The following is a 22,477-nucleotide window of genomic DNA, read 5'->3' as shown; positions in this document are numbered from 1 at the left end:
GACCAGGTGGCGAAACGCCGTGGGGTCGTTCAGCCCGTCGGGGCTGTCGGTCAGCACGCACGACTTGTCCGACGCCTGAAGGTGCAGGGTGACGGACTCTCCGGTGAAGGTGTTCAGCGCGTCGGTGAGGAACTGGTGGTCGAACCCGAGCGTGAGGTCACTGGTACCGCTGGTGCGCGCCGACAACGCGCGGGTGCGCACGTGCTGCGCTCCCTCTCCCAGGTAGGGGGACACCCGTACCGAGCCCGTTGCGACCGTGAGCGTGACCGGGCTGTGCTTGTGCCCCTTGGCGGTGAGCACAGCGGCGGCTCGCTCGGTCTGGGTCACCAGTTCGGCACGGTCGACCACCACGGTGCCGGACGTGGTGGTGGGCATGATGTCCTCGTACGTGACGAACTCGCCGTCGTTGTGCAGGCGCGCCACCACCGTCACCGGGCCGCTTTCGAGCGAGACCAGGTCACCGAACGGGCCGGGGCCGCTACCGAGTCGGATGTCCTCTCCGAGCTTGGACAGGATCTTGCCCAGCAGCGCGCCGTCGATCAGCGCGCCAGCGTCGGGAGCGGTCTCGGTGATGACGTGCGCGCGCACGTGCCCAACCGTCAGGCGGTAGCGGTCGGTCGCGGCCAGTGTGAGCCCGCCGTCTGCGACGTTGATCTTCATACCGGTGATCAGGGGAAGGGTGTCGTCGCGTCCCACGGCGCGCAGCACCCGCGTGGACTCGGTGACGAACCGGTGGCCGTCCACGTGAGCGAACACGGGCGGGGGCTTGGGCAGGTTCGGGTAGTCGGACACGGGCAGCAGCTCCATGGGCATGGCGCTGTCCGCCAGTTCGACCGTGGCGAACTGGTGGTCACGCACGCGCACGGTCACCGGCAGGTGGTCCGCCTCGCGCTTGCGCATTCCCTTAGTCATGGCGTTGACCAGCTTGGACAGTTCGTGGTGGGAGACCAGCACGCGCCCGGGCGTGTTCACGGCGTCGGGGATGCGCACGGTCACGGCTGCGTCGTAGTCGAATCCGCGAACCAACAGGTCCCCGCCGTCGCTTTCCAGCAGCGCACCAGCCAGGACAGGCACGGACGGACGCGTAGCGACGGCAATGCCCACCGTGGCCAACGCGTCCACCAGGGTGGCACGCGTGGTGGTGAACACACCGGTCATGGCGTGCGTGGTGTCGGTGGTGTGTGTCCTTTCCAGAACCGAAGTCATGTTTCCTCCCAGGAAACGAATCGGGTGTGTGGTCCGAGAGTTCTTGACCCCGGTGGCAGGCCACAGGACAAGCGCGCTGCGACCCACCATCACGGCCAGAATCAGAACGGCTCGCAGAGCATCCCGAAACGCGGACCGAGCGTGATCCGAAATTCCGGTTCGGGAGCGATGTAGCCCCATCCCTTCCGGTCGGAGGGAACGACGCCGTACAGGTCGATATAGGCGTCTTCGGGAACCTGCGCGAACAGGGTTTGTCCGCTGTCCGCCGAACGCGTGGACACCGTTTCGTCTTCGCTCAGGTTCGGATAGGACACGTCGCAGATGCCGGAACCGGTGACGCGCTGTCGCAGCTTGCGCCCCGCGTCCGCGCGCGAGGTGAACACTTCCCCTTCGCTGCCGACGTCACCGAACGGGTGATAGGGGCCGCCATGGAAGAACCCGACGTAGAGGACACGCATTTCCGTGACTCCTTTCGTTGGCTGTTGCTAGGTCGACAGTGGGCAGCACGCGCGAGACACGGCGCGCACTGCCGGACAGTCGACCTAGAGCCACACTCGGCACAGACCCTGATGACGCGTGGTGGTGACCGAATAGCCAACGTCGGGAATCACCGTGCGCCCGTCGTTGCGCAACCAGGCGATAGGAGTCTGATAGGAGTACACGACGTACGAGATTCCGGGGTTGTCGCAGTCGGAACGGTAGACGTCAGCCCATTCTGCGGGCAGTCGACCGGTTCCCCGGGGAGCGTACGTGTGGGCGCGCATGGCACCGTGCGAACGGAACGGCGAGCGGGAGCGCAGCAGCCCGAACGACCCTCCGACATCATGGCGAATGGAAGCAATAGCCATTGCGTTGATCTCCTCTGCTAGTCACTACTAGATATACCCACAATGGCCGATCCGATAAACCAAAACATAGAAATAAATCCAGCAACACGAGCCCCCCATGAGCGCAGGCAAAAGCCCAGGAGAACAAGGAACAGGAAACAAGGAAAGGGCAAACAACAAAGAGGGCTATAGCATGAGAAAGAAAGGGGAATAATAAACAAGCAGAATGAACGCCCGACCCGAAAAACACCTCGGCGTTCACCGATAGAATTTTCTAGAGCCGCATGCGACACCAGTCGGGTGGAGCGCCGACCATCCTTACCTACCTCTTGGCCTGCGGTTATCCTTGCGCAAGGGGTGGCCATCCAGGATGGCGGGGGGCAGGGTGGGGTTCAGGGCTGCCCTGAGGGCCAGCCGGGCGCAAGGAACACAAAAGAACGAGGCAAGGGAGTGGGAACGGCAAAAAGAAAGCTCTATTAAAAACAAAGGAAGCTCGAAGGAGTATCCCTACTCTGCACTTTGGAGCGTGATCTCGTGGTTTTCTCGCACACGCTTAGCGGATACAGAGTCGCCCTTTTCATCGTACCTCCTGGCCAACTCCTGGGCGGCGTCAAAGGAGGCGGGATCGATCTTGATTGCTCTGTTCAGCATGGAGATCGCCCGGCGTATTTCTACTTCCTTGGAGCACTCAGTCAGTGCTTCGACAAGGCGGTTCCGGGTTCTTTCCCGGATTTCCTCGGCCCACATGTAGTCGGCCTGGTCGGCGAAGTCTCCATCCGCCAGGGCCGCGGCGCTGGTCACGAGCACCACTGCGTCCTCATTGCCGGCCGCATCGTCCAGAAGCCGTTCAAGTCTCCACAGGTCGCACACCACCAGGTCGGGGTTGAGTCGGTAGAGGTCGCCGTCGTGGATGATGACCGCGGTCGCGTCCTCGTCCAGGAGAGGACGGCAGGCGGTGCGCACGGAGGTGCAGGCGTCGTGCCAGCGCCTGATGGCGCGGTGTCCGGTGTCCTGGGGCCACATCGCATCGACCGCGGCTTCCATCCTCACCCCTGCCGGGTGAGCTGCCAGGTAGCTCAGGACCTCGTATGCGGCTCGGCGGTGTGGGCGGACCTGTTGTCCGTGGACGGCCAGGGTGATGCGGCCGAGCACGGTGACGGATACCGCGCCTGCGGACGCCTCTGCCTGGTGGGGCGTAGAAGCTTCTACAGCGGGCTCGGGTTCCGGTTCGGGCTCCTGGATGTCCGCACCGCCTACCTCGTCGATGTCCGGGAAGTCTGCGGTCGGTGTGTCGTGGTGGGCGAGCAGGGCCCTGTGTAGCTCAGCAGGGGTGGCAGGGGCCCAACGATGGCCGATCGCCTCGGTGAAGGGGGCCTCGGCCGCAGTGATGACGCCGTGGGCGTCGATGGTCATGGTCGGGCCGTCGTCCTGGGGCCAGGGGCCGAGCAGCACCGCGCTCAGAGGCGCGTTCTGGGTATGGGTGAGCAGGGAGACGACCTCCGCCGCGACAGCGGCATCCGCGCGGGCGAGCAACACGAATTGGGGCCCGCTCAGCGGAGTGTCGTGGTTCTCATCGTCGCGTTCATCGGCCGCTCGGTGGCGTGTGAGCACCTGGAGCTGGAGCAGGGTGAGAGCGTCTTCGACGCCTTCGGTCACCATGACCGACGCGTCCTCGTCGAGCTGAGGCAGGTGCCGTGCTTCGTCCAGCAGAGCGTGCAGGTCGTTGCTGGGCACGACGACGTTGAGGGCGCTCTCGCTGTGGTCCAGGGCGCGGGTCAGGAGCGTGCGAGCAGCGCCTTCTCCGCCGGGGCCGGTGATGCCCAGGCCGGGTGCGCGGGCCAGGTCGATCATCGCCAGTTCGGGACGCTCGCCTTCCTCGTCCTCGTCGGTGTCGATCGGTGCGCTTGGCGGAAGGGGAGCCTCGGTGGCGTGGTGTGCCTTCTCCTCCTGGTCGTGCGCGTCGGTGGAGGCTTTGTACGCGGCGTTGGAGTGCTGCGGTTGGCCGCGGCGGCGTTCGAGAACCATGCCGGCCACCAAGCCAGCGGTACCGGTGGTCATGGCCAGGATCAGGCCGCCGGGCAAGGAGAGTCCGACCGCGGGAGCGGAGGTCTCCTCGGGAGCCTCCTCGTTCTCCGGGCCGTGGTGCGCTGGTGGGGTATCCGGGGCCGGGGGCGGGGTGAGGAGCACGCTGTAGGAGATCTCCACGCGGCGTTGCTCGGCGTCATCGGCCGAGTCGAGGAGTGCTCGGTCCCCTTCTCCTTCGGCGCGCACGGTGATCTCTTCGCCCAGGTGCGTACGCAGCTGCTCTGCGACCGCTTCCGCGCGTCGCTGGGACAGGTCGAGGTTGTAGGCGGCATCGCCTGCGGCGTCGGTGTGTCCGGTCACCACCACGGGGATCTCCGAAGAGCCGTGCTGGTCGATGAGTTGGGCGATGGCCTGTACGTCCTGGCGCATCGGCTCGCTCAGCTCCGCGGAGTCGTAGCCGAAGGAGTCGATGGTGCGGGAGCGGTCGATGAGCACCGGCTCCTCGACGTCCTGCCGGTCTACGTCCGCTCCGGTCAGGTTCTCGGCTACGGGTTCGGCGGGGGCCTCGGAGACGGTGGTGGCCGGAGCTGCGGCGTGGGCGGCGGCCGGGGACACGGCGATGGTGCCCAGGGTGGTGGCGGCGAGCATCTGCAAGGGGCGCAGCGGCCGGAGCCGGGGCGTGCGGTGGCGCAAGCGCCCTACCGCTTCCATCGCCAGGACTGCCAGGTACAGGCTCCACAGTCCCCACAGGGCCAGGATCAGCAAGGCGGTGCCCACGCCCTCGGGCAGGCGTGCGCTGCGCAGGTACACCTGCACGCTGGTCCAGGACAGGTCGAGGACGGGCCAGGTCAAGAGCGTGGCCAGCCACGGCAGTCCGGCCAGGAGGGCGAGGGTGGTGGCGAGTGCGGCGAGCTGGCGAAGGCGTGGGTGTGTCATGGGTGCCTCAGGGCGTGGTGGGTTCGGTGAGCGGAGTGGCGCTCGCTGTTCCGGATGCGGTGCGCGCGGCCAGCGGGAGCAGGCGGAAGGTGTAAGTGCTCTGCGCGGTGACGGTGACCACGTCGCCGCTGACCGTCGCGGTGCCCCGCACTCCGGCATCGGCGAGGAAGGCGTTCGCGGCCGTGGCCGCGGCGGTGGGGTCCAGGGTCACGGTGCCGTCGGCCCGGTAGGCGGCCAGGTCGATCTGCTGAGCACCGGCGCGGGCGGCTTCCTGGGCGAGCTGGAGGTTGCGGTTGCGCTCCCTGAGGGCTCCGCCGACGTCGAAGACGAGGGCGACCAGCAACAGGAGGGCGATGGCCATGATGACCAGGAACGCGGTGGCCTGCCCACGGTCGTCGCGGAGGGCGGGGCGTCTCACTGTGTGCTCCGGTAGGTGTCGACCACCGAGGACGCGGTGCCTTCGATGGTGCGTGTGCCGGGCAGGTGGAGGCCGACGAGGTCGGACAGGTGCGCGTGGCAGGTCAGGGTCACGTCCACGGTCGTGCCGGGGGTGAGTCCACCGGTGTCCACGGTCAGGTCGTGGGTGGCGCAGCTCAGCTCGTGCGTACGCACCGCTTGGGCAGCGGCGGTCTCGGCCGCTGTGTGGGCGGCGGCGGGGGTGCGTTCCAGAGTGGCGGCGCGGGCGGCGGCGTGTGCCGCGGCGTCGGCGGCCATGCCCGCGCTCACCAGCCGGTGGGCGAGCAGCACCAGCATCGCGATCAGGATCAGGATGGGGGTGAGCAGCGCCAGTTCCGCCGACGCCGACCCGCGCTCTGCTGCGCTGTCGTGGCGGTTCATGGTTGGCCTGCGCCGGGTGTGTGGTGTTCCACCGGGCCGGAGACCGCGGCGTTCACCGGCCAGTCCAAGCCGGGGATCATCGTGGGCACGTGCGCGGACACCTGGACCGTGGCGGTGGTGTCGGTGCGCTCCACGGTGATGTCCAGGCCGTGGAGGAGGTCACCGCGCAGTTGGGCCGCGACCTCGCTCGCTCGAATGTGCCCGTCGGTTTCGGTGGCCTCCACCGTGCGCGCTGCGGCTTGGCCGTGTTGGGCGATGGTCTGGGAGATGTGGGTGGCGTGTGCCCACAGGCCGATCTGGACCACGAGCACCAGCAGCAGGAGCATGAGCGGGGTGGCCACGACCAGCTCGGCGCTGCCGCGGTCCCGGTCGGGATCGGTGGAGGACGCTGTGAGGCCGCGCATCCGGGCTATCCGAGGGTGATGGACCCGGCCCATCCCAGGACGGCGTCGGAGATCAGGGCCAGGGCTCCGACGGCGAGGATGACCAGGGTGGCGATCACGGCGACGGCTTCGGTGGAGTATCCGTCATCGGAGTGTGGGCGGGGGCGGTCGGGTCGGTTGAGGAAGGGAAACATCGTCTCCTCCGGTGCGGATTCACAGGCTGGTGAGGATCAGGTGCAGGGCGGGGTAGCCGATGAGGATCAGAAAGCCCGCGAACAGGAGCACGGTCGGCAGGCTCATGCGTTCGGTGGCCGACTGGGCTTGTGCTTCCAGTTCGGCCAGGTGTTGCGTACGCAAGGACGTGGCCTTGGCGGCGAGGCTGGCGCGGACCCGGGCGCCGTCTGCTCCGGCCAGGCGCAGGCTCGCGGCCAGCTCGGTGGCGGCGGGAACGTCGTAGCGCTCCCCCAGCTCCTCCAGGGCGGTCCAGGCGGGTTGGTGTTGGATGGTGGCGGTGTACAGGGCGGTGCGGATGCGGCGCATGGCCCAGGTGTCGCTGGCCCGGGTGGCGTCGTCCAGGGCTCCGGTGACTCCGGCTCCTCCGGCCAGGGAGATGACGACCAGGTCGCAGACCGCGGCGATGGTGTGGCGCATCTGTTCGGAGCGCTCCTTGGCCTGGTCGCGTACCTCCAGGTCGGGGGCCATCCACAGCACTGCGGCGAACACGGTCCAGGCTAGGAGGCCGAACAGCGGGGAGAGCGTGAGCCCGAGGGCGGCCAGGGCGGTGGCGAGGAGGGGCGGGACGCCCAAGGCCAGCACCGCCATGGCGGCTTTCTGGGAAAGGTAGCCGGGCACGTCGCGGTCGCACGCGGCCAGGCGGCGGCGCGTGCGCTGGGTCGGCAATCCCAGAGCGGACAGCAGGGGGACTCCGGGAGAGCCGAGTCTGCTCGACCAGCCAGGTCGCTCGACGGACTCAGTTGCGGGCTCGGTGACCGCGGTCGCGGGCTCTTGGAGGAGTTCGGCCAGCGAGGGCCGCGACAGACGGGGCAGCAGCGCGAACCACAGTCCTGCGGCGAGCATGCACCCGCCCGCGACGGCGAGGAGGAAGGTGTTCACGGCACCACCTCCGGCTCTGCCTTCTCACGGGCCAGCACCCGGGGACCCAAGCTGGTGCGGGTCAGGCGGGCGAGCCACACCAGGCCCACCGCCCACAGCGCGCCGATGCCCGCCAGGATGAGCTGACCGGTACCGGTGTTGTAGGGGGCGAGGTAGTCGGCGTTGACCAGCGCGAGACCCACCGCCAAGGCCAGGGTGGTGGCGGCGATGATCCGCGCGGAGGTGCGCACCCGTGCCCGGGTCGCGGCGATGCGCACCAGCATTGCGGCCTGTTCCCGGGCGGCCTGGGCCAGGCTGGACAGCAGTGCGCCGAGGTCGGCGGCGTGGCGGCTGGCCGCGCTGGACAGGGCGGCCACCACCAGGTCCGCGGTGGGCACCTGCACCCGGACGGCGAACTCCTGGAGGGCTTCCTCGGGCGGTGTCCCCTGTTGGAGTTGTTCGGCCAGGTGGGCGACGTCGGCGCGAATGGGCTCGGGGGCGGTGGGGACGGTGTGGGCGATGGCCTGGTGCAGGCCCGCGGCTCCGGCCATGAGGTCGCGGATCTGTTCGGCCCATCCGGCGACCGAGTCCACCTGGGCGACACGGCTGGCGTGCTCGCGGTCGGGGCCCAGCAGGCGCGGAAGCCACCACATTCCGGCCGCCGCCAGGATTCCCGCGACCGGCCACCCGGTGAGAAGGGCGGTCAGAACTCCGCCCGCGGCGGTGGAGGCTGCCCGGAGCACCCGGGTGCGGGGCATCGGTGTTCGTCGCACACGTGCCCCCGGCTTCTGGGGGCGACGCCGCACACCGGTGAGCAACAACCACACCCCGGCGCCCAGCAGTAGACCGCCCGTTCCCCCGAGGACCAGTGCCGCGGTCATCGTCGGTGTCCGTTCACGGTGTTCGGGGCGGCCATGAGCCGGGCCACGTCGAACCCTTCGGAGTGAAGTGCCCTGGCTGTGTCCGGGCTCGGTGGCGCGGCGGGTGCTCTGTGGCCGTGCTCGTGGCGGTAGATCTCGTTGGAGACCACCTGGGTTCCGTCCGCGCCGACCACTTCGCGGACGCTGGTGACGCGTCGGCCTCCGGTCGGGGTGGCGGACAGGTGCACGACCAGGTGCACCGCCGCCGCGACCAGCAGGGAGGTCGCTTCCAGCGGGAGCCGATCCGAGAGGGCCGCGTACGCGCCGAGCTTGGTGAACGCTCCCGCGCTGGAGGCGGCGTGCAGGGTGGTCAGGGAGCCGTCGTTGCCCTGGGACATGGCGGTCAGCAGTGGCACGGTCTCGCTGCCGCGGGTCTCGCCGACGATGACGCGGTCGGGGGACATGCGCAGCGCGGCGCGGACCAGGTCGGCGACGGTGACCTCGCCCCGGCCCTCGGTGTTGGGCGGGCGGGCGTGCAGGGCGACGGCGTCCGGGTGGGCGGTCTCATCGCGTTCCAGGGCGAGTTCGGGCACGTCCTCGATGGTCACCACCCGCTCCTGGGGCGGGATCTCCGTGGCCAGGGCCCGTAGCAGGGTGGTCTTGCCCGCGCCGGTTCCGCCGGTGATGACGATGTTGCGCCGCGAGCGCACCGCGGCGCGCAGCAGGTCGACCAGCATCTGGTCGAGGGTGTTCAGGCGTCGCAGTTGGCCCAGGCCGGTGGTGTGGTAGCGGTGGCGGCGGATGGAGACGGCGGGCTGGTGGGAGACGTCGAGGATGGCGTTGAGCCGGGAGCCGTCGGCCAGGGCCATGTCCAGGATGGGGGCGGCCGGGTCGAAGCGCCGCTCCCCCATCGGGGAGTCGGCGGCGATCCGCCGTACCAGGGCTACCAGTTCCTCGGGGCCGTCCACGATCGCTGGGAGCCGTTCGCGCCGTCCGTCGGCGTAGCGCACCCACACCTGGGTTCCGGTGAGGTTGACGTTCTCGATCTCGGCGTCCTCCAGCAGGGCCTCCAGGGGGCCGAGCCCGCACACCCGGGCCAGCACCTGCCGGGCGATGACCTCTTCGGTGGCGCCGTCCAGCACCGGCTGTCCGGAGGCCAGCGCGCGGCTGGCCCTCTCGTCCAGCACCTGGCGGATGACCCTGCGGGCCAGAGCTCGGTACTCCTGTCCTGCGACCGGGTCGGTGTCCGCGGCGTGCGCGCTCAGGCGCCGAGTCGCTTCCCCGGTGACCTCCCGTACATGGAACGCTGACATCTCGTCGCTCATGGCACCTGCCCGAGGAATCGCGCCACCGTCGGATCCACCGGGTCCGTGACGGCCGGTCGTGTCTGCTCTGCGAGGGCGCGGCCGAGAGCGCGCGCCTGTTTGATCAGGGGCCGCCGGTCCAGGCGCGCCACCTCGCCCTGCCCGCCGAGGAAGGCGGCGGTGCGCGCGTCCTGCGGCACCTTCGCCCACACGGGCAGCCCCACCGCCGCGCTGATCTCCGCGCTGCCCCGGGGCGGATCGACCACGGCCAGCCCCAGACGGGGGCAGCGGGTGCGCAGGCCCGCCGCGGACTCCTTGGCTCGTTTCAGGTGCGCGACATCGCCTGGGACCACCAGCACCGCCGCGTCCGCCGCCTCCAGGAACGCCGCGGGCGTGGCCTCCGGAAGCACCCGCCCCAGGTCCGCGACCGTCACGTGATCGCCTTTGAGGGCCTTGGGGTTCTGGGCCAGCAGGCCGACCGCTCCGGCGGTGCGGTCGGCCGTGGACGGCGCCACGCACACCCGCACACCGCCCGGCAGCACCTGGGAGACCGCCGCGGTGTCGACTCTCTCGTGGTCCTGGCCGCTGCGGCTGGCCGCCGCCAGGTCCACCAGACCGGGCCAGACCGGAAGGCGCCACCACGCGGCGACGTCACCGCCGGAGGCGTCCGCCTCCACCATCCACACCGGATCAGGGGCGGGCCAGGTGCTGGTCAGCGCGAGCGCCAGCGTGGTGACGCCGGGAGCACCGGACAGGGAGAAGAGCGCGACCAGCATCAGTCGCCTCCGTGCGGGGTCTGTACCAGGGAGACCTGGTCCTCGGCGGCGGCCCGGGCGAGCTGGGCGGCGTAGGTGCCGTCCACCACCAGGTCCACGTGCACCTCACCGCCCACCTCCTCGGTCAGCGGAGTGAGGCTCTGCACCTGCGCGGGAAAGGACGCGGTGTCGCTGCTCTCCCCCGTGAGGACCACCGTCACCTGCGAGCCCGTCCGTACCGAGGAGGGCACCCGCCCCGAGGCGAGTTGAACGCTGGCCGTGGCCTGGCCGGAGGCCAACTGTTCTCCGTCCGCGCCCAGGACTTCGTCCGACAGCAGAGCGCCCTCGGTGACCGCAAGGGTGAGCGTGGTACCGACTACCTGCTCGACGTCGGAGGCCGTCGGCAGGCTCTCGGCCCCGGCCAGCTCGACCACCCGTACGTCGGCGGCGGTGACCACGTGCCCGGCCGGAAGGTCACCGGCCGCCACCAGTACCGGGGAGCGCTGGTCCACCTGGCTGAGCGCGATCACCACCGCGGTCGCCCCGGCCACCATGAGCGCCACCGCGACCACCGCCGACCGCCACCGGCGGGTAGCCCGGCCTGACAGACGAACCGGTTCGTCCTTGTCGCTGCCGCTGGTTCGGGTGTCGGTTGTGGTCACCATGGTGTTCGCCTTTTCATGTCACCACTCCGGAGGACTCGACCACCCGCACCGTCGTGGACGTCTGGGTGGTCAGGGCGGGAAAGGTGCCGCCCTCACCGTCGGAGCTGGACCACTCCACCTGCCACGACAGGCTGGCGGTCACCTCATAGCCGCCGCTGATGGAGGTGAAGGTGTGTCCGCAGTCCGGAGAGGGCTCCGCTGGATCGTGGACATCGGGGTCGTAGGCAGTACCGGGGCCCTCGCACTCCACGGTCGTGCCGTCGCCCATCGACCAGGAGACCGACGTGGGAGTGGCGGTCACCGTCACCGATCCGCCGGGCACGCTCGCGGTGGCCGTCTCCTCCTGCCAGGCGTCGGAGGAGATCCACATCCAGACCGGAACCCGCACCAGGACGGGTGCGTCCGCGCTCGGCGACATCGCAATCTCGGGAGAGGAGAGCTGGAACGCCGCACGGGCCGCGTACGCCAGAGCCTCGAAGTCGACCTCCTCCTCGGCCTCGTCGGCACCGCCGCCGACCGTGGCGCTACACCGCGCCGAGAGGCCATCAACCTCGCACGCGGGCTCGGACGAGGCCGATCCCGTGCCTTCGGGGGCGGCCTCGGGGATTGGTTCTCCTTCGTTCCCCGAAACGTCCGGATTTCCTCCGCCGGACTCAGCGGAGACGTCGCACCCGGGACCGCCGTCAGTGCCGCACTCGGCTCGACCAAGGAACTCATCCGCGGAAGCTGGCACAGTGACCGCGACAAAGGCGGCAGCTGCAACGGCAATCGTGAGTGATCTCCTCAGCATGTCCCTGGCTCCCATATACGCAGCTCAGATACACGCCATGAAAGCCCGTCGCTGCTCACTGCCGCATCGACCTGGCGACTACTCGACGAGCCCTCTCCCCCTTCGGGGTCAGCGCCGTCCTGCTCCACCCACTCCGTTCCGTCAAGGCAATCCAGAAGCGTGACTGTGTCCGGATTGTCCTGGGGGGATACCTCGACGGCCTCTGGGTTGAGAACGGGTTCGCCTCGTACGTCGGCTTCGTCTTCGGCGGCCTCCTCCAAGGTCTGCCGCATCAAGGCAAGCGCCTCGCCCGTCGCGTACTGCTCAAGCTCTGGTGGGTCGGACTCCCCTTCGTGGGAGGCTTCGACCACGACATCCCACATGGACTCGTAGGCCTGTAGTGCCGCCTCTTCCGCCGTTGGCTCAGGCGAAGGGGAGGAGTCGGAGGGCCCGCTGGGCTGGAGATCAGGCTCGCCTTCCTGCGGGGCGCATCCGGCGATGAGCACCCCGAGCAGAATCACTCCGATTGTGTGGAGCCTCATCACACCTCCCGGTCCTCAGCAGCTCCTCACTTGGAGTGACGAGGCTAGTACCGGGCCGTCCTGATTCCAATATGTAGACACCTTGGAACTCTGAACCGATAGGCGTTCCTCACCAAAAGGTAAGGCTCTGGTTCGAAGATAGGGCACCGTCATTCATGTTCTGGTCATCCTCTCCAGAGAAGACGAGCTGGTCACATAAAGGTGCCCCGCTCCACCGGCGAAGAGCAGGGCACCTGTTCAGGTATGTGTGTCCGTTCCCGAGTGTCAGCCTTACGAAGGCCTGGACAACACCCGTTTCACCCGATGCTCATCCATGCAGAGCAAGCACCCTCTCCCAGACCAGAAAGGGCTGACGGGGCATGGAATACCGGCGCGGGTCGGACGGGTCGTCCATGCGGATCGGGCAGGCGTCGGGCACGGGCCTGACCGGGCGGTGTTTCGCGGCGGGAGCAGGGCGGACAGTCCTTCGGCGGTGGCGGCCTGGCGGCGAGGAGAACGTCCTTCCCAACCAGGACAGCAGGGGGAAGATAGGGTTCATGTGGCAGCGCTCCATACAGCGTTGTCCGTTCCCCGGGGCCGGTGACACGGCTGCCGGGGGCTCTTGCGTTGAGGGTGGACCAGGGCGTTCCCGGTGGGAGAAACTGCTCGCCCTTGCGGGCCTCGACCATCGGGAGGGTCCGCACCACGCCGTCGCGCCGCGCGGCGCGCTCGTCGGGCCGGACTTCTGGAAACTACTGATGGCTCCTACGGGCCGGAGGGTGCGGAGGTCAGAGCGCCTGAGACGGTGAAGCGCAGCAGAACCTCCTTGCCCCCGGTCTCGTGCGTGGACCTCACGCCGCACTCGCCGTGGCAGGCCTCGTAGGCCAGACGCAGCCCGCGACCGTGCTCCTTCATCAGGTCGAGGGGACCGGGTGCTTCCCTCAGGAAGCGGTCGACCAACTCCGCCGTGCGGAAGTCGCTGTCGAAGACGCCCACCCACAGAGAGCAGCCGTCGAGGTAGATCCGCAACCGCCAGGGCGCGCGCCCGTACAGCTCGGCGTTCGCAGCGAGCTCGGAGACGGCCTCTTCGATCTGGAACACCTGGTCGGCGAGCAGGCCGAACCCGTCCAGAAGAACGCGGGCCGTTTTGCGCGCGAGCCTGGCAGGACGGTAGTCCTCCACCAGCCTGAGGTCGCAGACGCACTGACGTGAGCCCGGGAATCGGATCGGTCCGGAGCCAACAGGTCCGTCTCGGACCGGCATATTCACAGCCATGGCAAGCCTCTCTCAGGGAAACCGCAGCGCCAGCACTGGATACCTGGCATGCTTACGCCCATGATGACTACGCACTGCTGAGAATGCAAGGTATGCGTTCGCATCAATCGAAAAATCGGGATAGCTTGAGCCGGAGCACCATCGACACGCACAGCCATGCCTGACGGCGAGGGAGCGGGACCGTGCCAGCGAAGAAGCCCACACGCACACTGCGCATGCGAAGGCTGGCCTCCGAACTGCGGAAACTACGTGAGTCAGCGGGCTTCAGCCGCGAGGACGTCACCGAGGCGACCAGGATCAACGGGTCGACGCTCTACCGCATCGAGTCGGCCCAGGCCCGACCGCAACTGCGCACCCTCCACACGCTGTGCGACCTCTACCGGGTCGACGTCGGCGAGCGGGAACAACTACTGGCTCTGACCAAGGACTCGGGTAAGCAGGGATGGTTGGAGACCTATCCGTCGGAGCTGCCGACGGAGTACACCAACTACATCCTCTTCGAGTCCGAGGCCCGCACCATCCGCAACTACGAGTCCCTGTTCGTGCCGGGGCTCCTCCAGACCGAGGACTACGCACGGGCCGTCGTCAGGGGAACTCTTCCCCTGGCAACCGACGAGCAGGTTGAGGACCGCGTCCGTGCCCGTCTCAAGCGGCAGGAGTTGCTGCACAGGCCTGACCCGCTCCGGTTGCGCGCTGTCATGGACGAGGCCGTGCTCCGCCGGATCGTGGGAGGGCAGCGCGTCATGCGTGAGCAGCTGCTCCACCTGAACACCATGGCCAAGCTCCCCCACGTGGAGTTGCAGGTCATCAGGTTCGAGTCGGGCGCCCACCCCGGCATGCCAGGGTCGTTCGTGCTGGTCGACTTCCCCGACCTGGCTGACCCTGCGGTGGTCTACATCGACAGCATGGCGGGAGACCTCTTCCTGGAAGGCGAGGTCGAGGTCGACCGGTACTCGCTGATCCTTGAGCACCTGGTGGGTATGGCCCTCAGCCCGGAGCAGTCGCGCGAACTCGTCACGGCGACGGCTGCGGGCATGATGGAAGAGAGCTAGGGAGGACAAGGATGAGAGAGAACAGCACAGGGCTCGGCGAATGGTTCACGAGCAGCTACAGCAGTGGCAACGGTCAGTGCGTCCAGGTCAGGCACCAGCCCAGCAGTGCGGACGTCCGCGACTCGGTGCACCCAGAAAAGGGCACGCTCACGTTCCCGGGCATGGAGTGGACGGCCTTCCTGGATGAGCTGAAGTCCCGGTAGGAGACCTGCTCGTTCCGCCGAGCGGTAGCTCTGCTGCGCTGTCGTGCCGAGTGAAGAAGGCCCGGGTCACGCCTCCAGCAGCACACAGGTGTCCCAGCTCGGGCCGCTCGAACCAACGGTGACCGTGGACAAGGTCATCACCGCCCCGAGCGGTCCTTCGAGAAGTCCAGTCAGAGCCGTGTCACCGCTCAGCGTCTGACGGAACAGTCTCGGTGTGGCCTCGGCAAGTCCGGCGTTCAGATCTGCGGCATGTGCTGAGCTGTCCTGGTCCTGCGCCATCCGGTAGGCGACCTGGACCACTCCCGCGAGGCCGTGGCACAACCCCGTCTCAACCATCCGGTCGAGAGACGACGGTTCCAAGCAGCCTGCCATGGCCCGCTCGGCAAGGTGACACCGGGCAGTGTCTCCCAGGGCCAGGCCAGCGAGCTGCTGGGCGCGTGCCAGTCCCGGCGTGCCGTAGCACCAGGACATCCCACCCGGCTTCCCCGCCTCCATGCCCTTGCCACCGGAGCGGCGGGGAGTGGTCCACGCTGGCCACCATGCACCCTCCTCGTCCTGCTGTCTCCAGGCATCGAGGTAGGAGCACACCCGGTCGATCGCCTCATCCTGGTGCGGCACCCGGACCCCTTGGCGGTGGGCCAGCGCGAGCAGGGCGAGCACTCCCCCGATGCCGTGTGCCGTCCCCAGGTTGACGTGGCCGCCTTCCCAGGCCGGAACGGCGTTGTGCCAGGGGTCGTGCCGCACCCACCAGCCGGGCAGCTCCTCACCGTGTACCCGTACCGGTTCGGTGAGCCGAACCAGGTAGTCCAGGACCCCGACCATCGCCGACCCGCGGGGGTCCGTGCGCAGGAGTACGGCGCCGATGCCCGTCAGGCCGTTGATGGCGTCGTACTCCGCGAAGGCCAGCGGGCCTTGGCGTTCCCTGCGGACGCGGGCGGCATCGAGTCGCCGGTGAACCAGGCTGTTCAGGTGGCGCGTGAGCGTGGCCCGTGCGTGGGTGTACTGGTCCGGCAACAGCGACAGCAGCAGGGACAGGGCGGGGAGCCCGTAGAACGCTCCCGCTCGCTCGGAGGCGTCAACGCCTTCGGCGGTGGCTGCCCGGACCCAGGCATGTACGCGCTCCGCGCTGTCTGGGTCATGCTGGGCTCGGACGGCGTGGAACAGGGCGATCCCGGCCGCTCCGGTGTCCAGGCATTGGGCTCGTGTGATGAGGGACGGCACGGGATCCGCGAACCGGTCGGCCAGGTGGGTGAGGAATTCCTCGGCGGTCTCGGTGATCATCGGGTCCCCTGGCGAGCACGGGCGGAGAGGGTCAGGGCCACGGCGCGGGTCAGTTCGAGGAGCCGTGTCTCGTCGGTGTGGTCGGGGCCGATCAGCCGGTTGTGGTGCATGTGGAGGAGGGAGGGCAGCACGTCATGGATGCTGTCCGGACCGGGAAGGTGCGCGCGGTAGGCGGCCAGGGCCTCTGCACGGTTGCGCCATGCCCGCTGTAGTTCGGAGAGGACGGACTCGGTAGCGGCGCCCAGGTGGTCCACGGCCAGGGTGTGTGCGGTGCGGTCTATCGGTGTGCGGGCCCGTGGCAGGTGTTCGGTCAGCCACTCCAGGCCCCGTTCTGGGCAGGCCGCGGTGGCGAGATCGACCAGTGATGCCGCTCCGAGTGCGTGCAGCCGGGTGGTGTCCTCGAAGGCCGCGTGCCGGAGTTGGGTGAGTGCGGCGGCGGTGTCGGCGGAGAACAGGGTGTGGGCGGCTTGAAGGGCTTCGCCGCTGCCGTAGCGGCCTGTTTCGGGGCGGTAGGTCTCCAGCGTCATGTGGCGGAGCAGACCGCTTTCCTCCAGTTCCCGGGCCCAGCATGCCAGGGCGGAGAGCTGGTGGGCTCCGCTGGTGGGGATACGCAGGCGCAGGTGCGGGCCGTCGTGGTCGCTGTACCGGACCACCCACCAGGCGGGTTCACTCCCCCACCGTTTCCACAGCTGCGGTGTGTGGTCAGTGAGCAGGCGTGAGTGCAGGTCGGCGTCGCAGTACAGGTGGGCTGAGGTCCATGTGCCAGCGCCCGGGAGGTGTACCGACGGTGGTGTGAAAGTGAGGCTAGGACGCGGTGCGCGCGCCGGGGCTTGAGTGGAGGCCAAAGGCACCACGACCTCATGGGCACGCCCTTGGCACCAGGCGAAGGCACCCGGCAGTGGGGCTTCGATGAGAATGGCGGAAGTCTGGCGCGCCCGCCGTTCCAGGTGGGTGCGCAACAGATGCTGGTGGGCGGCCTGGCTCAGGTCCAACGCCAGGTAGGTCTCGCCCTCCATCACCTGGACGTGATCGGGAATCCGGCGTTGTCGTTGAAGGCCGCGTAGTGCCGCGCACCACTCGGAGGCGTCCGTGTCGGGGGCGGCGATGTCGTCAGCTCTCACCCTCCACAGGGCCGGGGAAAGCACGGCGTTCGCGGCCCGTACCCGGGGCAGGTGGGTCCAGGTGTCGGTTGAGATGGGCCAGGCGAATGCCAGATGAGGTGCGGTCCGGGCGCGGGGCAGTTCGTAGCACAGGCGCACCAGGAGGTGGGTGTGCCAGCGGGGTTCCAGCGCGGAGAACAGGTGGGGTTCGATGATCTGGCCGGTGGAGCGGCGTTGCAGGCGCAGGTGGTCGGGGTCCACGCGCACGGACACGTCGTCGATGCCGAACACCTGCGGCCCGCCGAGGGTGACGGGCGGTGGGTGTTCGTCGATGACAAGTAGACGCGGCAGGACGGAGGTGGTGCGGGCGATGTTGTGGGCCGAGTCCACCAGCGGTGGGGCGCTGAGCTGGACCGGGACGGCGCCCTCGGTGAGCGTGGGCAGGTTCTCGTACCCTCCTGCGGCGATGCCGTCCAGGTGGAAGAAGCGTCCGGTGAGCACTCCCACCGCGCGGGAGACACCGGTGATCCACAGCGTCAGCTTCCCCTCGTCCACGGCCTGCGGGGTGGAGGCCTGGATCTGGGCGCGTACCTCCAGATGCGGCGGCGCGGGCGCCTCGTGCTCCTGGCCTGGTTGAGGTAACGCCAGGAGATCGACCTCGACCTCCCCCGCCAGGGCCGCAGTGTGTGCGGCCTGTGTCAGCGTGTGGTCGCGTGCGGTGGGGCCGTGCTGTTCGGGAGCGGGAAGGAACGATCCCCGGTATCCGGCGGGCCAGCCGATCCCGGTGGATCCGACCAGGTCGGTCAGGGCGATGAGCGCGCCGGGGCCGTAGCGTTCCAGGCACCGCTGGTGGTAGTCGAGCCAGGCGGAAGAACCGGTGCGGTGGGGAGCCCAGGCGAGCAGGGTGTTCGCTGCCTTCTGGACTTCTTCGACCACGCTGGAGGAGAGGGTGACCTGTGCGTCCAGGCGCGTGTCCACCGCCAGACGGGCGTGTTCTGGGTCGGCTTCGGCAAGATGACGCAGGGCCTGTTCACGCAGTCCGGTGTGCTCGGCTGCATGGTGAGTGGTGTTGTGGCGGCTCAGCAGCTGGTGGACCCTGGTGGCTGCCTGCTCCTGGTCGGGCACTCGTTCCAGAAGGCAGCCCAGGGGGTCGCTCTCGGCCATGGGTGGATGAGCGGCGCTGATCAGAATCCGGTGCCGGAGCAGCAATGCGAGCGTTGCCGACACCGTCTCCCGAGCTGCGGAGGTGAACGCCTCGCACAGAGCGTTCTCCAACTCACCCAGCGGGCGCGGGACACGCGCCAGGTGAAGGACCAGTTCGGTGGCGGGCGTGTGGCGTACCGAGACCGGTGCCGCCTCGTCCGGAGTGGCCCCGGGCAACCAGGATCGGATGAGGCGGTTGCCGCTCACGTGGAGAGTGGAGGCCCGCACCACTCTCAGGTCCGGGTGGGCTCGCGCGTCGATGCGGTTACTGTAGCCCGAGAGCCATCGTGCGTCGGGACGGGCCACCACCTGGTGGTACTGGCCCCAGACCACGCAGGTGGCCGTTCCGACCGTGGCGGGGGCGACACCCGCGAACAGGCCGAAGGGGGTCGGACGGAAGCGGGCGCGCAGAAGGTAGCGCATGAGGGAGGCAGCGCACCGACGTACCCGTTCCGGCGGCAGACCTTCTCCACCGCACACGCGGTCTGTCAGCTCCGCCAGGGCCGGACTGGCCATCCGGACCGCATCGGAGGGGAAAGACGTGTCCTGCCAGGTCTGGCTCAACCACCGGCGCAGTTCGGCCACCGGCGCCCTCGCCGGGTCCGGCCATGCGGCTTCCTCGACCGAGGTCGGTGTGAGGGTTGCCCGCAGCGTCACCGCAGGTTCGGCCAGGACGAACATGATCTCCTCCCCACAGGAAGAGGGCGCCCCCGTTCCCTCGGCAGACGGGTGGGAGCGCCCTCGGGTTCAGTGCCTCAGCCGACCGTGCGCCTGGTGCAGCTGTTCGTGCACGCCGACTGGCACGTCTGGCCGCAGCCGTCGTTGGTCATGCTCCACAGGCCGGAGTCCAGTTCAGACCCCTGGTGGACCTGGAGGTCGAGGTCGAACACGTCGGTGACAGGGGTGAACCCGTCCTCGGTCTCGACCACGTCGAGGGTCGGTACTTTCACAGCTGCTCCTTGGGGGTGTGGGAGGGCCAGGTGATGACCATCCGGGTGTGCTTCTTGTCCACGACCCGACCGCTGGGAAGCTGGTCGTCCTGGGTGGACCGGGGGAAGAGCATGATGTCGGGTTCGATGCCGTGGCGGTACTTGCTGTCCCAGACACGCACCAGGTCGTTGAGCTGGTCGACCAAGGCCGGACCGGAGGGTCCGTGACCGATGGCGCCCAGCTCGCCGAGCTCCTCGTCCTCGGGGAAGGGGCGCAGGGTGCGGTAGGCGAAGCTGTCACCGGCGGGAGAGACGAGAGCGGGCGTGCCCAAGGTCCAGGTGGGGGTGACCACACCCGCTTTGACGGCACCCGGGTCTGCGGTCAGGACCGCCCATCCGTCCACAGCCGATGCCACCCACAGGTCCTGGGAGTGGGTGGGGTCCTCGTCCCCCACGGTGACTCCGGACCACCGTGTCGTGGCCGGTTCTGCCAGGGCCTTGCGCAGCGCCTGCACGTCGACGTCGGGACCGTCCTCCAGGCGCAGCCCGACCCGGCGCTCCGGTTCCTCGTGGAGGTAGGGCATGGACTCCCAGTGCTCGCCCGCTCCCTGCATGCGCACGAACCCGCACATGTCCACCTTCCGTGCCTGGAGGTGACCGTCGCGGGCCTCAAGGGTCAGGCAACGGGTCAGCCCGCGGATACGCAGCGGCACCACCATGAGCCCGCCCTCGGCCAGTTGCTCCTGCCAGGCGGGCGGCACGTCCCACGCCCCTGCGGTGACCACGATCCGATCGAAAGGCGCCCGGTCGGCGAACCCGTCTTCGCCGTCCGCGGCTGCGACCGTCACCCGGTCGGAGTATCTGGCCGAAATCAGGCACCGTTCAGCGCGCTCGACCACGTCCGGGTCGATGTCGATGGAGGTGACCTGACCGTCGGCACCGACGAGTTCGGCGATCAGCGCGGCGTTGTAGCCTCCCGAGCCCACTTCGAGAACGCGGTGGCCGGGCTGGATGTCGGCCCGGTCGAGCATGGTGGCGATGATGCTCGGCGCTGAGACCGAACTGAGCGCGATGCCGTCCTCGGATCGCTTGGTGACCAGGGCTCGGTGTGGGTTGTAGACCTCCTCCAGGTCCAGCCCGGGCACGAACGCCTCACGCGGCACCGCTTCCATCACCCGCGCCACCCGTGGAGAGAGGGTTTCGCCCTCGTGGGCACTGTCCTGCCTGAGCTGTTCCACCATCTGTGCGCGCAGGTTCTCTGGCGACTTGGTCGCCTCGCCGACCGCGTCTGTCGTCACTGGGCCTCTCCCCCGTCCGTTGTTCGACGGCAGAAGTGTCCCGTGTCTGTCGACGGGGGCCTATGCGCACACGCATAACCTTCGCGTTCGGATTATGCGCAGCGTTCGATTCACTGCTCTTGAACAGGTGCGATGCGCTGACAGCAAAGTGCTGTTTCCTGAGGCCGGAGGCGGGAGGGCAGCCGCGGCCGGGCAGAGCGCGTTCGCGCCCAGGCACAATGAGGCACGGACAAGGCGGCCGACTCGGGTGAGGAAGACCAAAGGCATGATCCGTTCCGTGGTGTTCGACGTCGGCGAGACCCTGCTGGACGACACTCGCGAGTGGGCGCGGTGGGCGGACTGGATCAACGTCCCCCGGCACACGTTCTCCGCCGTCCTGGGCGCGGTGACCGCAGAGGGCCGCAACAACGCCGAGACCTTCGACTACTTCCGGCCGGGCTTCGACCTCGCACGGGAACGGCAGCTGCGCGAGAAGGCGGGGCAGGGAGAGCTCATCGAGGAGGTGGACCTGTACCCGGACGTACGCCCGGGGCTTCGCGCGCTCCGTGACGCGGGTGTCTGGGTGGGGATCGCCGGTAACCAGACGGCACGAGCCGGAGAACTGCTCCACGAACTGCGTCTGCCGGTGGACGGCATCGCCACGTCGGGTGAATGGGGGGTCGCCAAACCCGATCCTGCGTTCTTCGCCAAGGTCATCGCTATGGTTCCCGGCGCACCCGAGGAGATCGTGTACGTGGGCGACCACCGCGACAACGACGTTCTTCCCGCCCATGCCGCCGGTCTGCGGACTGTTCTGATCCGGCGCGGCCCTTGGGGTCACCTGTGGGCGAACGACCCCCAGGTCATCGGTCACGTGGACTGGGTCGTCGATTCTCTGGAGGAACTTCCTGCCCTCCTCGTCAAGGAACGGTGATCCCCGCGACCGCCGCGAACTCTCTCGCCGCGGACTCCTGCGCCCCACCGGCCCTGCTCAGCTGCGTGAGCATCGTGGCCACCCGCGAGTGGAGTCGAGTGTGCTCGGGAGCCACCGTCCATGCGGAAGTCAGAGCGTTGAGGGCTCCGTCCGGGCGCCGCAGCTGTGTCTGGGCATGGGCGACGTCGATGTAGAAGTGCGAAACGCGTTCGGCGGGCAGTTGCCGGGGTGGGGACCAAGCGGCTGCTGTCGCCAGTGCTCGTCCGGGGTCCTCTGCTTCCAGCGCCAAGGTGACTTCGTGGACGCGCACGGAGGCCGGTCCGAAGGCCGTACCGGTGTAGACGCCCTCCCTGGTGAGCCGCGCCGACGCTCGGGCCTCTTTCAGGTGGTCCTGGGCTCGCTCGAACGCCCCGCCCCGAGCTGCGAGAACGGCGGCGCGCATGTGGAGGGCGCCATATGCGGCCCACTCACGCGGTGTGGTCGGTGAAAGCTTCTGGGCCGCTCGTTCGAGCATGAGACGCCCCGGACGGAAGTCCCGGTGGCAGAAGAACACCTCTCCACGCACATAAGCCGCTGCTGCCCGTGTCACTTCGTCCTCGGTCTGCTCCGCGGCCCAGAGCATCACCTGGATGGTGCGCGCCGACAGGTCGTGAAGGCCGAGCTTGTCGGCTACGGCGTCCGCAGCACGGTAAGCCTGGACGAGAAGCCGAGCAGCGTGGTCGCGCTCGGCGCTCCGGGCAGTCATCAAGGCGCGGGTCAGCTCGGGCAGTAGGTTCGGCAGACGCTCCAAGAGGCAGCTGTAGTGCGAGTTGAGTCGGCATCTGACGATCCCGACCACGTCTTTTTGAAGTTCACTGATCGGACGGATCGCTCCGTCTTCGGGCAGGTCATAGTTGCTGATCAAGTGACGGATGGTGTCAGCAGCGGTTTCCTGCGCCTGGCTACCGCGTGGTTCGTGCGCCAAAGGCGCGTTCGGAGTCTGCCTCGGAATCGCCCGCTCCCGTACCGCGTCAAGAGCTCCGAGTCCCTGTAGGGCCTCTACG

24 protein-coding genes are annotated in these 22,477 nt (G+C 68.7%); 3 read left to right on the top strand and 21 right to left on the bottom strand.

The genetic code is table 11. The features are described 5' to 3' along the window. From ACSIH6_RS23600 to ACSIH6_RS23530, 16 genes are all read right to left on the bottom strand, one after another. Positions 1-1,206: DNA polymerase III subunit beta (locus tag ACSIH6_RS23600; RefSeq protein ID WP_435110490.1), on the bottom strand; the 1,206-nt coding region annotated here is incomplete at its 3' end. 101 nt (positions 1,207-1,307) lie between these two features. Continuing rightward, positions 1,308-1,664, bottom strand: coding sequence for a hypothetical protein (locus ACSIH6_RS23595; RefSeq protein ID WP_435110489.1), 357 nt, complete (start codon positions 1,662-1,664; stop codon positions 1,308-1,310). An 84-nt stretch (positions 1,665-1,748) separates the two neighbouring features. Beyond that, positions 1,749-1,970: a DUF8033 domain-containing protein gene (locus tag ACSIH6_RS39470; protein ID WP_488186019.1), complete on the bottom strand. Its 222-nt coding sequence runs from the start codon at positions 1,968-1,970 to the stop codon at positions 1,749-1,751. Positions 1,971-2,540: 570 nt separating this feature from the next. After that, positions 2,541-4,994 (bottom strand): OmpA family protein, encoded by a 2,454-nt coding sequence (locus tag ACSIH6_RS23590; RefSeq protein WP_435110488.1) that lies wholly within the window; start codon positions 4,992-4,994, stop codon positions 2,541-2,543. Between the two features lie 7 nt (positions 4,995-5,001). After that, on the bottom strand, positions 5,002-5,412 hold the full coding sequence (locus tag ACSIH6_RS23585) for a pilus assembly protein TadG-related protein (RefSeq protein WP_435110487.1): 411 nt from the start codon (positions 5,410-5,412) through the stop codon (positions 5,002-5,004). Next, positions 5,409-5,831, bottom strand: coding sequence for a TadE/TadG family type IV pilus assembly protein (locus tag ACSIH6_RS23580; protein ID WP_435110486.1), 423 nt, complete (start codon positions 5,829-5,831; stop codon positions 5,409-5,411). Before ACSIH6_RS23580 ends, ACSIH6_RS23585 begins: the two co-directional genes overlap by 4 nt. Next, positions 5,828-6,235, bottom strand: a complete 408-nt coding sequence (locus ACSIH6_RS23575) for a pilus assembly protein (RefSeq protein ID WP_435110485.1) — start codon at positions 6,233-6,235, stop codon at positions 5,828-5,830. Before ACSIH6_RS23575 ends, ACSIH6_RS23580 begins: the two co-directional genes overlap by 4 nt. 5 nt (positions 6,236-6,240) lie before the next feature. Further along, complete coding sequence (locus tag ACSIH6_RS23570) at positions 6,241-6,408, bottom strand: hypothetical protein (RefSeq protein ID WP_017563104.1); 168 nt, start codon at positions 6,406-6,408, stop codon at positions 6,241-6,243. Between the two features lie 19 nt (positions 6,409-6,427). Further along, complete coding sequence (locus ACSIH6_RS23565) at positions 6,428-7,327, bottom strand: type II secretion system F family protein (RefSeq protein WP_435110484.1); 900 nt, start codon at positions 7,325-7,327, stop codon at positions 6,428-6,430. Continuing rightward, on the bottom strand, positions 7,324-8,187 hold the full coding sequence (locus tag ACSIH6_RS23560) for a type II secretion system F family protein (RefSeq protein WP_435110483.1): 864 nt from the start codon (positions 8,185-8,187) through the stop codon (positions 7,324-7,326). Before ACSIH6_RS23560 ends, ACSIH6_RS23565 begins: the two co-directional genes overlap by 4 nt. Continuing rightward, complete coding sequence (locus tag ACSIH6_RS23555) at positions 8,184-9,491, bottom strand: TadA family conjugal transfer-associated ATPase (protein WP_435110482.1); 1,308 nt, start codon at positions 9,489-9,491, stop codon at positions 8,184-8,186. The genes ACSIH6_RS23560 and ACSIH6_RS23555 overlap by 4 nt, the downstream gene beginning before the upstream one ends. Then, the gene (locus ACSIH6_RS23550) at positions 9,488-10,246 is read right to left on the bottom strand and encodes a CpaE/TadZ family protein (RefSeq protein WP_435110480.1); all 759 of its coding nucleotides are present in this window, start codon (positions 10,244-10,246) and stop codon (positions 9,488-9,490) included. The genes ACSIH6_RS23555 and ACSIH6_RS23550 overlap by 4 nt, the downstream gene beginning before the upstream one ends. Further along, on the bottom strand, positions 10,246-10,890 hold the full coding sequence (locus ACSIH6_RS23545; protein WP_435110479.1) for an SAF domain-containing protein: 645 nt from the start codon (positions 10,888-10,890) through the stop codon (positions 10,246-10,248). The genes ACSIH6_RS23550 and ACSIH6_RS23545 overlap by 1 nt, the downstream gene beginning before the upstream one ends. A 13-nt stretch (positions 10,891-10,903) precedes the next feature. Next, entirely contained in the window at positions 10,904-11,623 is a 720-nt protein-coding gene (locus tag ACSIH6_RS23540) for a hypothetical protein (protein ID WP_435110478.1), read from the bottom strand. Positions 11,624-11,673: 50 nt separating this feature from the next. Then, on the bottom strand, positions 11,674-12,201 hold the full coding sequence (locus tag ACSIH6_RS23535; RefSeq protein WP_435110477.1) for a hypothetical protein: 528 nt from the start codon (positions 12,199-12,201) through the stop codon (positions 11,674-11,676). Positions 12,202-12,945: 744 nt separating this feature from the next. Continuing rightward, on the bottom strand, positions 12,946-13,362 hold the full coding sequence (locus tag ACSIH6_RS23530) for an ATP-binding protein (RefSeq protein WP_435110476.1): 417 nt from the start codon (positions 13,360-13,362) through the stop codon (positions 12,946-12,948). Between the two features lie 275 nt (positions 13,363-13,637). Here ACSIH6_RS23530 and ACSIH6_RS23525 point away from each other — a divergent pair, with 275 nt between their 5' ends. Continuing rightward, positions 13,638-14,507 carry a helix-turn-helix domain-containing protein gene (locus tag ACSIH6_RS23525; protein WP_435110475.1) on the top strand — a complete coding sequence of 290 codons (870 nt, stop codon included), beginning with the start codon at positions 13,638-13,640 and terminating at the stop codon, positions 14,505-14,507. 11 nt (positions 14,508-14,518) lie between these two features. Beyond that, entirely contained in the window at positions 14,519-14,710 is a 192-nt protein-coding gene (locus tag ACSIH6_RS23520; protein ID WP_435110474.1) for a DUF397 domain-containing protein, read from the top strand. Between the two features lie 66 nt (positions 14,711-14,776). Here ACSIH6_RS23520 and ACSIH6_RS23515 read toward each other — a convergent pair whose 3' ends face one another. The 4 genes from ACSIH6_RS23515 to fxlM all read right to left on the bottom strand — a co-directional run bounded on the left by ACSIH6_RS23515 (position 14,777) and on the right by fxlM (position 20,521). Continuing rightward, on the bottom strand, positions 14,777-15,991 hold the full coding sequence (locus tag ACSIH6_RS23515) for a lanthionine synthetase C family protein (RefSeq protein ID WP_435110473.1): 1,215 nt from the start codon (positions 15,989-15,991) through the stop codon (positions 14,777-14,779). Beyond that, positions 15,988-18,975 carry a lantibiotic dehydratase gene (locus ACSIH6_RS23510; protein ID WP_435110472.1) on the bottom strand — a complete coding sequence of 996 codons (2,988 nt, stop codon included), beginning with the start codon at positions 18,973-18,975 and terminating at the stop codon, positions 15,988-15,990. Before ACSIH6_RS23510 ends, ACSIH6_RS23515 begins: the two co-directional genes overlap by 4 nt. A gap of 74 nt (positions 18,976-19,049) precedes the next feature. Continuing rightward, complete coding sequence (locus tag ACSIH6_RS23505; RefSeq protein WP_435110471.1) at positions 19,050-19,244, bottom strand: FxLD family lanthipeptide; 195 nt, start codon at positions 19,242-19,244, stop codon at positions 19,050-19,052. Continuing rightward, positions 19,241-20,521, bottom strand: coding sequence for a methyltransferase, FxLD system (gene fxlM / locus ACSIH6_RS23500; protein WP_435110470.1), 1,281 nt, complete (start codon positions 20,519-20,521; stop codon positions 19,241-19,243). Before fxlM ends, ACSIH6_RS23505 begins: the two co-directional genes overlap by 4 nt. A gap of 265 nt (positions 20,522-20,786) precedes the next feature. Between fxlM and ACSIH6_RS23495 the strand changes: the two genes are divergently transcribed. Beyond that, on the top strand, positions 20,787-21,434 hold the full coding sequence (locus ACSIH6_RS23495) for an HAD family hydrolase (RefSeq protein WP_435110469.1): 648 nt from the start codon (positions 20,787-20,789) through the stop codon (positions 21,432-21,434). On the opposite strand, the gene ACSIH6_RS23490 is transcribed toward ACSIH6_RS23495, so the two are convergent. Continuing rightward, positions 21,421-22,338 (bottom strand): hypothetical protein, encoded by a 918-nt coding sequence (locus ACSIH6_RS23490; RefSeq protein WP_435110468.1) that lies wholly within the window; start codon positions 22,336-22,338, stop codon positions 21,421-21,423. The genes ACSIH6_RS23495 and ACSIH6_RS23490 overlap by 14 nt on opposite strands. Positions 22,339-22,477 lie beyond the last annotated feature (139 nt).

Source organism: Nocardiopsis synnemataformans, from assembly GCF_965343085.1.
Lineage (GTDB): Bacteria > Actinomycetota > Actinomycetes > Streptosporangiales > Streptosporangiaceae > Nocardiopsis > Nocardiopsis alborubida.
The sequence above is the reverse complement of the archived record's forward strand: the minus strand, read 5'-3'. Positions and strand labels throughout refer to the sequence as shown.

Coding starts and splice junctions, on each gene's coding strand:
- ACSIH6_RS23515 (WP_435110473.1), bottom strand. CDS start 15,991: ATGATCACCGAGACCGCCGAGGAATTCCTCACCCACCTGGCCGACCGG.
- ACSIH6_RS23595 (WP_435110489.1), bottom strand. CDS start 1,664: ATGCGTGTCCTCTACGTCGGGTTCTTCCATGGCGGCCCCTATCACCCG.
- ACSIH6_RS23520 (WP_435110474.1), top strand. CDS start 14,519: ATGAGAGAGAACAGCACAGGGCTCGGCGAATGGTTCACGAGCAGCTAC.
- ACSIH6_RS23590 (WP_435110488.1), bottom strand. CDS start 4,994: ATGACACACCCACGCCTTCGCCAGCTCGCCGCACTCGCCACCACCCTC.
- ACSIH6_RS39470 (WP_488186019.1), bottom strand. CDS start 1,970: ATGCGCGCCCACACGTACGCTCCCCGGGGAACCGGTCGACTGCCCGCA.
- ACSIH6_RS23560 (WP_435110483.1), bottom strand. CDS start 8,187: ATGACCGCGGCACTGGTCCTCGGGGGAACGGGCGGTCTACTGCTGGGC.
- ACSIH6_RS23570 (WP_017563104.1), bottom strand. CDS start 6,408: ATGTTTCCCTTCCTCAACCGACCCGACCGCCCCCGCCCACACTCCGAT.
- ACSIH6_RS23535 (WP_435110477.1), bottom strand. CDS start 12,201: ATGAGGCTCCACACAATCGGAGTGATTCTGCTCGGGGTGCTCATCGCC.
- ACSIH6_RS23495 (WP_435110469.1), top strand. CDS start 20,787: ATGATCCGTTCCGTGGTGTTCGACGTCGGCGAGACCCTGCTGGACGAC.
- ACSIH6_RS23555 (WP_435110482.1), bottom strand. CDS start 9,491: ATGAGCGACGAGATGTCAGCGTTCCATGTACGGGAGGTCACCGGGGAA.
- ACSIH6_RS23550 (WP_435110480.1), bottom strand. CDS start 10,246: ATGCTGGTCGCGCTCTTCTCCCTGTCCGGTGCTCCCGGCGTCACCACG.
- ACSIH6_RS23580 (WP_435110486.1), bottom strand. CDS start 5,831: ATGAACCGCCACGACAGCGCAGCAGAGCGCGGGTCGGCGTCGGCGGAA.
- ACSIH6_RS23575 (WP_435110485.1), bottom strand. CDS start 6,235: ATGCGCGGCCTCACAGCGTCCTCCACCGATCCCGACCGGGACCGCGGC.
- ACSIH6_RS23510 (WP_435110472.1), bottom strand. CDS start 18,975: ATGTTCGTCCTGGCCGAACCTGCGGTGACGCTGCGGGCAACCCTCACA.
- ACSIH6_RS23545 (WP_435110479.1), bottom strand. CDS start 10,890: ATGGTGACCACAACCGACACCCGAACCAGCGGCAGCGACAAGGACGAA.